This window comes from uncultured Sphaerotilus sp., from assembly GCF_963924895.1.
Lineage (GTDB): Bacteria > Pseudomonadota > Gammaproteobacteria > Burkholderiales > Burkholderiaceae_C > Sphaerotilus.
Genome location: NZ_CAWURG010000061.1, coordinates 1 through 10786 on the forward strand (window position 1 = coordinate 1; position 10786 = coordinate 10786).

Below are 10786 nucleotides of genomic sequence, written 5' to 3' on the forward strand. Positions count from 1 at the left end.
GCGGCGTTCGCCTACCGCTTCAACCGTCGGTTCGACCTGCGCGGGCTGGTGGCCCGGCTCATCATTGATGTCTCACGGTGCAAGCCTCGGGCTCAGCGGGTCGTCCGGGGGAATGCTGAGGATCGTTGCTAATCAGGTGGGCCGATGAATCGGCGTGCAGCCGGTCGCGCTGCCACAGGGCCGGGAACCACCGGATCCACAGCCCCGCGACCACCAGCACGCCCACCCCGCCCAGCAGCACCGAGCCGACCGGCCCGAGCAGCGCGGCGGTGGCGCCGGACTCGAACTCGCCGAGCTGGTTGCTCGCCCCAATGAAGATCGAATTGACGGCGCTGACCCGGCCGCGCATGGCGTCCGGCGTGCCGAGCTGGACCAGCGTCTGGCGGATCACGACGCTGACCATGTCGGCGCCACCCGAGACCAGCAGCGCCAGCAGCGACAGCCAGAACGTGGTGGACAGCGCGAACACCAGCAGGCACAGGCCGAACGCCGCGACGGCACCAATCAGCGTGCGACCGACGCCACGCTCCAGCGGCCGGCGCGCCAGCCAGACCGAGACGATCAGTGCGCCAGCCGCGGGCGCAGCGCGCAGCAGACCCAGCCCCCACGGCCCCGTGTGCAGGATGTCTTTCGCGTACATCGGCAGCAGCGCGGTCGCACCACCAAGCAACACCGCGAACAGGTCCAGCGACATCGCGCCCAGCATCACTGGCTGGCCGCGCAGGAAGTGGATGCCCGCGAAGACGCTGGCCCAGCTCGCTGGTTCGCGCGGGGTGTCCGGCGCGTCGTAGCGGATGCCCGTGGTCAGTCCACAGGCGAGCAACAGGAAGCCGGTGCCCACCGCGTAGACCACGTCCGCCCCGGCCACATAGAGAAACCCGCCCAGCGCCGGCCCGCCGATGATCGCCACCTGCATCCCGCTGGAGCCGAGCGCCACGGCCTGCCCCAGCAGCGATGCCGGTACCAGCAGCGCCGGCAGCGCCTGACTGGCCGGCATCTGGAAGGCCTTGGCCACCCCGAGCACGATCGACACCCCGAGGATCAGTTCCCGGGTCATCGCGCCGTGGTGGGTCGCCAGTGCCAGCGCCAGGGCCACGCCGGCCTGCAGCAGCGTGGCTGCCAGCATGATCCGGCCGCGGTGGTGGCGGTCGGCGACATGGCCGGCCGGCAGCGTCAGCAGCAGCGCCGGCAGGAATTGCGCGAGACCGACCAGCCCGAGGTCCCAGGCGCTGCCAGTCAGGTCGTACATCTGCCAGCCCAGCGCCACCATCATCATCTGCGCGGCGAGCTGCGCGCTCAGCCGGGTGCACCAGAAGAAGACGTAGGCGCGGTGGGCCAGCAGCGCCTTCATGCCGCGTGTCCGCTCATGAACGGAACAGCCGCGAGTACTGCGCCTCGTGCTGCGCCGAGAGGATGGCCAGCATCGGCGTGTGCGCCTGCCGGGCGCTGTCGGGCAGCGTCAGTGCGTGTTCGACCTCGGCGGGGATGGTTTCGACCAGGGCGGCGAGGATGCGCTGGCCGGCGCTCTGGCCCAGCGGCACCGACTTGATCGCGGCCTGCACCATGTTCTCGGCCCAACCGAAGGCGTGCGCGAGCAGCGCTTCCCGCAAGGGTGCACCGGTGCGCTCGACGGCCAGCGCGAAGGCCACCGGCCAGCTCGGCGCCGGTTTCAGCGCAGCGAGTTCGGCGATCCGCTGGTCGGGGAACGCCAGCTCCGCGTCCTGTGTCGCCAGCCAGGCGCCCAGCGAGCGGCCCATCTGCTCGGTCTGCTGGCGGAACTCGCTGCTCTCGCGCGTCAGGCGCACCCAGTCGTTGAGTTCGGTGACGCGGGCGCTGTCACGCTGGCGCCAGGCGGCGTGCGCTCGGGCGACCACCGACAGGTCGGCACGGGCCAGCGCCAGATGCAGCTGATCGACCAGCCAGCGGGACACGCCGGCCTCCTCGTGCACCAGACCGGCCTCGATGGCCGCCTCCAGCCCCTCGGAATAGCTGAACCCGCCCACCGGCAGCGCCGGCGAGGCCAGCCACATCAATTGCAGCAGCGCCGACGGCGACAGCGTCGGCGGCTTGGCACGGACCCGTGGCATCAGTGGTCGTGGCCGCAGCCCGGGCCGTGGACGTGGGGCACGTCGGCGGCGCGCACGGCGATGTTCAGCGGCTTGCCGCGCACGGGGGCGGTGGCCGGCGCCGGGGCGTGCGAATGGCCGTGGTCATGGGCATGACCGTGGTCGTGGTGGTCGTGACCGCCATGTCCGTGGCTGTGCCCCCCCGCGGCATAGGCACCGCCCTCGGGCTCGAAGGCGGACTGCTCTTCGGTGACGATGAGGTGCATCTGGCGCAGCATGTCGGCCAGCACATGGTCCGGTTCGAATTTCAGGTGGTCCGGCTGCAGTTCGAGCTGCACATGCCGGTTGCCCAGGTGGTAAGCGGCGCGCACGAGGTCGAACGGCGTGCCGTGTGCGCTGCAGGGCCGCACGACCAGCACCGGCTGCGCTGCTGCGAGAACGCGCACCATCGAGCCGTCTTCGGCGATCAGCACATCGCCGCCGCGCACCAGCGTGCCACGCGGCAGGAAGACGCCGAGGTGGCGTCCGCTGCTGTCGGTCGCGTCGAAGCGGCTCTTCTGGCGCACGTCCCAGTCGAGTTCGACGGACGGGGCGCGCTTGAGCAGGACCTGTGCGAGGCCCTGGCCTTGGGGGAGGAGTTTGTTGACGGTCAGCATGGCGCCTATTGTGCGGTGGCGCGGGCGATCTGCTGGCGTACCCAGGCGATCACGGCCTCCGGGCTGGTGAACTCGTCGGCCGAGCGCGCCGCGATGGCAGGGAACTGCGCGTTCCACATCTTCGACAGCGTCGTGCCGGGGCCGAGTTCCAGCACGCACTGCACGCCGCGTTCGGCCAGCGCCTCCATGCAGCGGTCCCAGGGCACCGTCTGCGCCACCTGCCGGGCGAAGGCGTCGCGCAGCGTGGCCGGCCGGCGCACGACCTCGCCCGTGGCGTTGCAGACCAGCGCCGTGCGGGGCATGGAGAAGGGGCGCGTCTCGACCACGGCGGCGAGCGCAGACACCGCATCGGCCAGCATCGGCGTGTGCGAGGCGATCTGCACGCCCAGCCGTGTGCAGGACACGCCGTCCGCGACGAGTTCGCGCTCGGCCGCCGTCAGCGCAGTCGCCGTGCCGCCAACGATGTGGCGCTGCGACCCGAGCCGGATCGCGACGGCCAGGCCATGGCGCTGCAGCACCGGCGCCAGCGCCTCCGCCGCCAGGTCGCGCACCGCGAGCAGGCCGCCCGCGGGGTGGCGCGCCGCGGCATCGTCCATGGCCTGAGCGCGGGCCTGCGCGAGGTCCAGCGCCGTGTCGGCGTCGAACACGCCGGCGATGCTGAACGCGGCGACTTCACCGACGCTGTAGCCGGCGACCGCGGTCGGTGCCGGCAGGTCCGCCCGCAGCCGCGCCCACAGTGCCAGCGCCAGGCCCGTGATCAGCGGCTGCGCCACGGCGTTGCGCGTCGCCCAGCGCGGATCGTCCAGCCGGGTGCGCCAGTCGGTGCCCAGTGCCTTGGCCAGCCGGTCGAGTGTCGGATCAGGCACCTCGGTGTGCAGCAGCCACGGCAGCATCGCCGGATGCTGCGTGCCCTGACCGGGGATGAGCAGCCCGAGGCTCATGGCGCCACGCGCAGCACCCAGCCCGCCGCCGCCAGCACATCGGCCGCCCCACCGGGCGACAGGCGCCGCGCGACGAAGTGGCGGTGGATCGCCTCGGCCCGTGCGATCGCGCTGGGTTGCAGCACGCCACCGTCGGCCAGGTAATCCCGCGCCATGCGCTGCGCGTCGCGCAGGCCGGCGAGGCCGCCGCGGTGGGCGAGGTTGGTGTCGTCGAGCGTGGCCATGGTGTGGAAGAAGGTCTGCAGCCGCGCATCGCGGGGTGACATGCCGGCTGCACGAGCGGTTTGCAGCGCGGGGACCGCGACCTCGAACAGCACCGGCAGCCCGCGCGCCGCTTCTTCGCCCGCGCTGCGCAGGCTGAATTGCTGTGCCACACGCTGGCCGTTCGACGCGCCCGTGTGGCCGCAGCGGCGGCGCAGCGCTTCGCCCCAGCCGTCAAGCAGTGCAGCGCGCAGGCGGGCGTGTGTCGCCACGGCACCCTCGGCGTGCAGCCGACCCGCCGCCGCGCACAGCAGCCCGAGGTTGAAGATCGCCCCGCGGTGCGTATTGACGCCGCCGGTGGCCCGCAGCATCCGCGCCTCGGCGGCGATGCCGAGCTGTTCCAGCGTGGAAAAGGGGGCGTGCTGCGCCCCTGCCGCGGTCACGCGCACGAAGTAGTGGCGCAGCGCGAACAGGCTGCGCAGGAAGGTGCTTGCGTCCATGTCGGTGTGGCTGCCGGTGTCGATGAACGAGACCAGCCCGGGCTTGGGGTAGAGCGCGAGTTCGTCGTAGAGCGCGACGGTGGCGGCGCGGCCGATGGTTTGCAGGCGTGCTGTGTCAAGCGTTGATGGATGGTCGGCGCGACACGGGCCCCCACCCCAACCCTCCCCCGCTGGGGGAGGGAGCAAGACCAGATCCCGACGCGCCTGATCTCCTCCCCCCAGCGGGGGGAGGTCGGGAGGGGGGCCTTCGGGGTCAACCAACCCTTGAGATAACACCAGACTCAGTTGCGGGTCAGCCATTGCGAGCCTCGCTCCAGACGGACGCCGGTCCCGTGCTTGACGAGGACCGCATCAGCCCGGCCCGCGCGCCACTGCTGCCATTCACGCCACGCCACGGCCGCGCCGTCCGGCAGGCCGATCTCGCCGTCCAGCCGAGGGCCGCGCCAGTCGGCGTCGTCGAGCAGCGTCGCGGCGGCGTCCGCCTGTGCCGCGTCCCGCACCGGGAGCCACAGGTCGAGGTCCGAGCCTTCGCGCAGGTAGGCGAGGCCGGTGATCACCTGCCAGCCGTGGCTGCCGTAGACCTGCGGCGCCATGCCCAGTGTGGCCAGCCTGTCGGTCAGTGTGGTCCAAGCTGCGTGCATCGGCGGTGCCAGCAGCGGCGTGATCGCCGCCGGTTCGGGGAAACCGTGCGGATCGCGCAGCGCCGCCGCCGGGACCGACAGTGCCAGCCGCAGCCGCCCCCAGCATGTCGGCGCGGGCAGCCCGAGCGCGACCTGCTCGCCTTCATCCACGCGTTGCCGGGTGACCACCAGCGGCAGGTCGCGCGATGCCCAATGCGCCAGCGCCGCCTGTGCCAGCGGTTCACGATCTCCCGACTGCACACCTGCCCAGCCCTCCGGCGTCAGGCGCACGAGCCGGTGGCGCTGCAGGCCTTGCAACTCCGACGCCATCACGCCGCGTTCAGCACACGCTCGATCACCGCCGCCGCGAGCCGCCGCCCACCGCGCGCCGCGCCATCCACCGCCCGCGTGTCCGTGACCGGCGTGTCCGCCAGCGCCCCACGCAGACAGGCCGCCAGGTCATCCCGCCACAGCGCCCGCACGCCGCCCATCGCCACGTAGTTCTCCACCCCCGGCGCGAACACCGGATTGCTCGCCGACAGCGCGGCCAGCATTGCCTCCGGCAGCTTCGTCACCCGGGCCATCGCCGGCAGGCGCATCACGCGGATCTCCGCTTCCGGAAGCGCGAAGCAGCCATCCGCGATCAACCCCGAGGTCAGGAAGCCGCCCGACAGCGCCTGGTCGTAGACGAGGCCGAGCACGCGGTGGCCCCGCCGGCGCGCCAGGTCGATGCAGCATCCCAGGTGCGCCATCGCGCGGTTGATGCCCATCCACTCGTCGCGTCGGCGCAGTTGCTGCCCCTGCGTGTCGACCAGCAGCAGGATCGGCCGCCCAGGGTGGTCGCGCAGCGTGTCGAGCACCCCGCGGGCCTGCGCCAGCGCGAGGGCGACGCCGATCGGCGCGTGGTTCGTCGTGCCGAGCACGGTGATCGTCTGGCCGTCGAACTCGGCATCGCCGTGGAGGAAATCGCCGTCGGCGACGAGGTGGTGCGTGTCGCCGAACAGGCGGTGGGCGAGGGTGGGCCAGTCCATCGGGAGGCTTTCGGGGTTCAGGGGTGGAGCGGTGTGGTCGCCAGCCGGTGGGCGAGCAGCGCGTGCTCGGCTTCGAGCGAGGCCATCGTGAGTGGCTGCGAGGCGCTGGACGTGGTGATCGCGTCAATCGCCGCCGCGCGGAAGGCAGCGACGTCGTCGTCTACCAGCCGGTCGCAGTCGCCGCTCTCGACGCGGTGGCGCCCGCCGGTCGTGCGCCAGACCAGCGCGCGGTCACGCGAGTCGAATTCGTCCACGCCGTGCGACGCCTCGATCACCTCCGGCCCGGACATCGCCAGCCGTCCCGTCTCGCTGATGACGAGGTGGTCCGCACAGCGCGCCACCAGCCCCATGCCGCCGAAACAGCCATTGGCCCCGCCGATCAGCACGATCACCGGGATGCCCGCCGCCCGCACGTCCAGCACGGCGCGCATCACCTCCGACACCGCGATCAGCCCCGCGTTCGCCTCGTGCAGCCGCACGCCGCCCGACTCCGCCAGCAGCACGGCCCCCGCCGGCCGCTCGCGCAGCGCCCGCCGCAGCCAGCCGACCAGCTTGGCGCCATGCACCTCGCCGACGCCGCCGCCCATGAAGCCGCCTTCCTGCGCGGCGACGAAGACGGGGTGTCCGTCCAGCCGCGCCCGGCCGATCACCACGCCGTCATCAAAGGACGAGGGCACGCCGAGCTGCGCGAGGTGCGGGCTGGTGAGCCGCTCGGACGGCGGCAGCCATTCGTGGAAGCTGTCGGCATCGACCAGCCGCGCCAGGCGCTCGCGGGCGGTGCATTCGGCGTAGCTGATGTTCATGGGGCCACCTTCAATCCGGCCACGGCCTGGTCCAGCCGCAGGCTCACCACGGCAGGCGTCGCGCCCATGTCGTTGACCGAGACGGTGACGCCCGCCAGGTGGTGGCGCTCATGGAAGTCGCGCACCACGGCGGCCCAAATCGGCTGGAAGCCACGGGCCGAGGTTTCGATGCCGACAGTGCAGCGGTCATGCGCGGCGGGCTCGACCATCACCTCCAGGTTGCCCGAGCCGACCACGCCGACCAGCACCGGGGTGAATGTGGCGGGGCGGCGGTGGCCGTCGAACGCGAAGTGCATCGACTCGATGCTGGCGGAATTGGTCATGTCGTCACCGTCATCGTCACCAGTTGCGGAAGCGTGCCGGCGGCTGGTACAGCCCACCCGACGCCCGCACCAGATCGCGCATCGAACGCGCCGCCAGCAGGTTGCGCGTCGCGTCACGCTGGTCAAGCCCCAAGTCGGCGGCGCGCTGGATCACGCCGCGGTCACGCAGGTTCTCCACCATGCGCCGATCGCGCCCCAGCCCGACCGGCGTGTAGCCCGCCACGCCGCGGATCGCCTGCTCGCGCTCCTCGTCGGTGCGGCACAGCAGCAGGTTGGCGATGCCTTCCTCGGTCAGCACATGCGTCACGTCGTCGCCGTAGACCATGATCGGCGGCAGCGCCATGCCGGCCTGCTCGGCCAGCGTCCAGGCGTCCAGCCGCTCGACGAAGGCGGGCTGCATGTGCTCGCGGAAGGTCTCGACCATCTGCACCACCAGCTTCTGGCCGCGTGGCGTGCCGCGGGCGCCGGTCAAGCCTTCGCGGGCCTGCGCGCCGGCTTTCAACCAAGCGGGGCTGGCGTGGCGCCGTCCGCGTGCGTCGGCGCCCATGTTCGGCGCGCCACCGAAGCCGGTGATGCGGCCGAGCGTCGCGGTGGAGCTGTTGCCGGCGAGGTCCATCTGCAGCGTCGAGCCGATGAACAGGTCGCAGGCGTAGTGGCCCGCCGCTTGCGAAAACGCCCGGTTGCTGCGCAGCGAGCCGTCCGGGCCGGTGAAGAACACGTCGGAGCGGGCGCGGATGTAGTCTTCCATGCCCAGCTCCGAGCCGAAGGAGTGGATCGACTGCACCCAGCCCGCCTCGATCGCCGGGATCAGCGCCGGGTGCGGGTTCAGCGCCCAGTGCTGGCAGATCTTGCCCTTCAGCCCGAGCGACTCTCCGTAGGTCGGCAGCAGCAGCTCGATCGCCGCCGTGTCGAAGCCGATGCCGTGGTTCAGCCGCTGCACGCCGTATTCGGCGTAGATCCCCTTGATGGCCATCATCGCCATCAGCACCTGGATCTCGCTGATCTGCGCCGGATCGCGGGTGAACAGCGGCTCGATCACGTTGGGCCGCGGCGCTTGCACGACGAAGTCCACCCAGCCGGCCGGCACGTCCACGCGCGGGACGCGATCGACGATTTCGTTCACCTGCGCGATGACGAGGCCGCCGCTGAAGGCGGTGGCTTCGACGATGGCGGGCGTGTCCTCGGTGTTCGGGCCGGTGTAGAGGTTGCCGTCGGCATCGGCGCTGTGGGCGGCGATCAGCGACACGCGGGGCGTCAGGTCGACGAAGTAGCGCGCAAACAGCTCCAGGTAGGTGTGGATGGCGCCAATGTGGATCTGGCCTTGCGACACCATGGACGCCAGCCGCCCGCCCTGCGGCCCGGAGAACGAGAAGTCGAGCTTCGACGCGATGCCGAGGTCGAACACGTCCAGATGTTCGGGCAGCGCCAGCACCGACTGGACCATGTGCAGGTCATGGACCCGCTCGGGATCCACCTGCACCAGCGCCTTGGCCAGGAAGTCGGCCTGCTTCTGGTTGTTGCCTTCGAGGCAGACGCGGTCGCCCGACTCGATCACGGCGTGCAGCAGATCGACGACCGCGCCCGTCTCCACCCGCTTGCCGCGCAGGCGCGTGCCCAGGGTGTCGGCGGCGCGGGCGAGCCGGGCCTGCCGGTTCAGCGAGCGGTGGTTCCAGGTGCGGTCCATCGCCTGGTTCACTCCAGCTTGATGTTGCCGGCCTTGACGACGTCGGCCCAGCGCTTGGTCTCGGCCGCCACGAAGTCACCGAACTCCTTGCCGGCCATCGTCGGCGTCTCCGAGCCAATGCTGTTCCAGGCGGTCTTCAGCTCAGGGCTGCCCAGCGCGGTCTTCAGCTCGGCGGCCATCTTGTCCACGACTTCCTTCGGCGTGCCCTTGGGCGCCCAGAGGCCGTACCACGTCGCCACCTTGTAGGTCGGCACGCCCGCTTCCGCCGCGGTCGGGATGTCCGGGAAGCCCGGCGCACGCTTGTCACCCGCCACGGCGATGGCGCGCAGCCGGCCGCTCTTGATGTGGGTGGCCGACGAACCCAGGCCGTCGAACATCAGGTCGATCTGGCCGCCCATCAGGTCTTGCAGCGCCGGCCCGGCGCCGCGGTAGGGGATGTGCGTGATGAAGGTCTTGGTCTGCATCTTGAACAGCTCGCCGGCCAGGTGGTGCGACGAGCCGTTGCCGGCGGAGCCGTAGGTGAGCTGGCCGGGCTTGGAGCGGATGAAGGCGAGCAGCTCGTTCAGGTTCTTGGCAGGCACCTTCTGCGGGTTCACGACGATGACCTGCGGCACGCTGGAGACCAGCGCGACGGGGATGAAGTCGTTGAGGAGGTTGTAGTCGAGCTTCGGGTAGACGGCCGGCGCGATGGCGTGGTGGACGGCGCCCATGAACCAGGAGTAGCCGTCCGGGGCCGCCTTGGCCGCGACCCCTGCGCCCAGGTTGCCGCCGGCGCCGCCCTTGTTGTCGATGATGAGCTGCTGGCCGAGCTGTTTCGACAGCACCGCCGACAGCGGGCGGGCGAAGGCGTCGGTGCCGCCACCGGCCGGGAAGGGCACGACCAGCGTCATCGGCTTGGTCGGCCAAGTGGTCTGTGCCGCGGCGGGCAGGCCGATGGCCAGGGTGCCCAGCAGGCCGAGGCCAGTCAAGGTCAGGGCGTGGCGACGGTTCAGGGGCGAAAGCGAAGGCATCTGGGTCATCGGTTGTCTCCGGAAAAATTCTTCTCAGTCATCAATGTATACATTGAACATCGAATTGAATGCAAATTCAATCCTGAGGGATACCCTCGGTGCCGCGCAAGCCAAGCCTGAGACAATTCCAGCCATGAAGATCTCCGAGCGCCTGTGTGAAACCATCGAAGAGCTGATCGCCACCGGCGAGCTGGCGCCGGGCAGCGCGCTGGACGAGGCGATGCTGGTCGAGCGCTACGCGGTGTCGCGCACGCCGGTGCGGGAGGCGCTGATCCAGTTGGCGGCGGAGGGGCTGGTGGAGTTGCGGCCCCGGCGCGGCGCGGTGGTGGCGCAGGCCACGCCGCAGCGGTTGGTCGAGATGTTCGAGGTGATGGCGGAGCTGGAGGCGATGTGCGCGCGGCTGGCGGCGCGGCGGCTGCACGACGCGGACCTGGGGGCGCTGGAAACGGCGTTGGCACGCTGCGAGGCGGCGGCGGCGCAGCGCGACCCGGACGCCTACTTCTACGCCAACGAGGACTTCCACCGCGCGCTCTACACCGCGTCGCACAACGATTTCCTCGTCGAGCAGACGCTGACGCTGCAGCGCAAGCTGCGGCCGTACCGGCGGCTGCAACTGCGCGTGCGCCACCGCCTGCAGCATTCGCTGGCCGAGCACGCCGAGATCCTCGCCGCCTTGCGCGCGGGCGATGCGGACCAGGCGATGGCGGCGACGCAGCGCCATGTCGTCGTGCAGGGCGAGCGTTTCGCTGACCTGCTGGCGAGCTTGCAACTGCTGACGGCGGCGTAGCGCGGCCGACTCGGCTCAGCGCTACCTGATTAGCAATGATCTTCAGCAAGGCCCCAGCCGACGATCAGGCGTAGCGTAGAAGGCAGACAAAGCGCAGGAGCGAGCACATGCCGATGAACCGAATCCAGTTCCAGCAAGGGATGTCGCTGCCGGAGTTCATGACC

General features: G+C 71.1%; 11 protein-coding genes and 2 pseudogenes. 2 read left to right on the forward strand and 11 right to left on the reverse strand.

Annotation, left to right across the window (positions count from 1 at the left end; translation table 11 throughout):
• Positions 1-132 (forward strand): annotated as a pseudogene (locus tag AABN02_RS20085) (IS1595 family transposase); the annotation flags it as partial.
• A gap of 7 nt (positions 133-139) precedes the next feature.
• Here AABN02_RS20085 and AABN02_RS20090 read toward each other — a convergent pair.
• The 11 genes and pseudogenes from AABN02_RS20090 to AABN02_RS20140 form a co-directional block, all read right to left on the reverse strand.
• Positions 140-1351, reverse strand: a pseudogene (locus AABN02_RS20090) (MFS transporter); the annotation flags it as partial.
• Between the two features lie 13 nt (positions 1352-1364).
• Positions 1365-2087 carry an urease accessory UreF family protein gene (locus AABN02_RS20095; RefSeq protein WP_338416691.1) on the reverse strand — a complete coding sequence of 241 codons (723 nt, stop codon included), beginning with the start codon at positions 2085-2087 and terminating at the stop codon, positions 1365-1367.
• Positions 2087-2722 carry an urease accessory protein UreE gene (ureE, locus tag AABN02_RS20100; protein ID WP_338416692.1) on the reverse strand — a complete coding sequence of 212 codons (636 nt, stop codon included), beginning with the start codon at positions 2720-2722 and terminating at the stop codon, positions 2087-2089. The genes AABN02_RS20095 and ureE overlap by 1 nt, the downstream gene beginning before the upstream one ends.
• 5 nt (positions 2723-2727) lie before the next feature.
• Complete coding sequence (locus AABN02_RS20105; RefSeq protein ID WP_338416693.1) at positions 2728-3663, reverse strand: acyltransferase domain-containing protein; 936 nt, start codon at positions 3661-3663, stop codon at positions 2728-2730.
• The gene (gene mdcB, locus AABN02_RS20110) at positions 3660-4550 is read right to left on the reverse strand and encodes a triphosphoribosyl-dephospho-CoA synthase MdcB (protein ID WP_338416694.1); all 891 of its coding nucleotides are present in this window, start codon (positions 4548-4550) and stop codon (positions 3660-3662) included. The genes AABN02_RS20105 and mdcB overlap by 4 nt, the downstream gene beginning before the upstream one ends.
• Positions 4551-4645: 95 nt before the next feature.
• The gene (gene mdcG / locus AABN02_RS20115) at positions 4646-5314 is read right to left on the reverse strand and encodes a malonate decarboxylase holo-[acyl-carrier-protein] synthase (protein WP_338416695.1); all 669 of its coding nucleotides are present in this window, start codon (positions 5312-5314) and stop codon (positions 4646-4648) included.
• A complete protein-coding gene (locus tag AABN02_RS20120) occupies positions 5314-6015 on the reverse strand; it encodes a biotin-independent malonate decarboxylase subunit gamma (RefSeq protein WP_338416696.1) in 702 nt (233 codons plus the stop codon). Before AABN02_RS20120 ends, mdcG begins: the two co-directional genes overlap by 1 nt.
• Positions 6016-6032: 17 nt before the next feature.
• A complete protein-coding gene (locus AABN02_RS20125; protein ID WP_338416697.1) occupies positions 6033-6818 on the reverse strand; it encodes a biotin-independent malonate decarboxylase subunit beta in 786 nt (261 codons plus the stop codon).
• Complete coding sequence (mdcC, locus tag AABN02_RS20130; RefSeq protein ID WP_338416698.1) at positions 6815-7141, reverse strand: malonate decarboxylase acyl carrier protein; 327 nt, start codon at positions 7139-7141, stop codon at positions 6815-6817. The genes AABN02_RS20125 and mdcC overlap by 4 nt, the downstream gene beginning before the upstream one ends.
• A 16-nt stretch (positions 7142-7157) precedes the next feature.
• Entirely contained in the window at positions 7158-8825 is a 1668-nt protein-coding gene (gene mdcA, locus AABN02_RS20135; RefSeq protein ID WP_338416699.1) for a malonate decarboxylase subunit alpha, read from the reverse strand.
• Between the two features lie 8 nt (positions 8826-8833).
• Positions 8834-9844: a tripartite tricarboxylate transporter substrate binding protein gene (locus AABN02_RS20140; protein ID WP_338416700.1), complete on the reverse strand. Its 1011-nt coding sequence runs from the start codon at positions 9842-9844 to the stop codon at positions 8834-8836.
• 124 nt (positions 9845-9968) lie between these two features.
• Here AABN02_RS20140 and AABN02_RS20145 point away from each other — a divergent pair, with 124 nt between their 5' ends.
• Positions 9969-10622 carry a GntR family transcriptional regulator gene (locus tag AABN02_RS20145; RefSeq protein ID WP_338416701.1) on the forward strand — a complete coding sequence of 218 codons (654 nt, stop codon included), beginning with the start codon at positions 9969-9971 and terminating at the stop codon, positions 10620-10622.
• Positions 10623-10786: the final 164 nt, after the last annotated feature.

What these genes read in the sequence shown, in the direction of transcription:
- AABN02_RS20095 (WP_338416691.1), bottom strand. Translation starts at nt 2,087, where the DNA reads ATGCCACGGGTCCGTGCCAAGCCGCCGACGCTGTCGCCGTCGGCGCTG.
- ureE (WP_338416692.1), bottom strand. Translation starts at nt 2,722, where the DNA reads ATGCTGACCGTCAACAAACTCCTCCCCCAAGGCCAGGGCCTCGCACAG.
- AABN02_RS20105 (WP_338416693.1), bottom strand. Translation starts at nt 3,663, where the DNA reads ATGAGCCTCGGGCTGCTCATCCCCGGTCAGGGCACGCAGCATCCGGCG.
- mdcG (WP_338416695.1), bottom strand. Translation starts at nt 5,314, where the DNA reads ATGGCGTCGGAGTTGCAAGGCCTGCAGCGCCACCGGCTCGTGCGCCTG.
- AABN02_RS20120 (WP_338416696.1), bottom strand. Translation starts at nt 6,015, where the DNA reads ATGGACTGGCCCACCCTCGCCCACCGCCTGTTCGGCGACACGCACCAC.
- AABN02_RS20125 (WP_338416697.1), bottom strand. Translation starts at nt 6,818, where the DNA reads ATGAACATCAGCTACGCCGAATGCACCGCCCGCGAGCGCCTGGCGCGG.
- mdcC (WP_338416698.1), bottom strand. Translation starts at nt 7,141, where the DNA reads ATGACCAATTCCGCCAGCATCGAGTCGATGCACTTCGCGTTCGACGGC.
- mdcA (WP_338416699.1), bottom strand. Translation starts at nt 8,825, where the DNA reads ATGGACCGCACCTGGAACCACCGCTCGCTGAACCGGCAGGCCCGGCTC.
- AABN02_RS20140 (WP_338416700.1), bottom strand. Translation starts at nt 9,844, where the DNA reads ATGACCCAGATGCCTTCGCTTTCGCCCCTGAACCGTCGCCACGCCCTG.
- AABN02_RS20145 (WP_338416701.1), top strand. Translation starts at nt 9,969, where the DNA reads ATGAAGATCTCCGAGCGCCTGTGTGAAACCATCGAAGAGCTGATCGCC.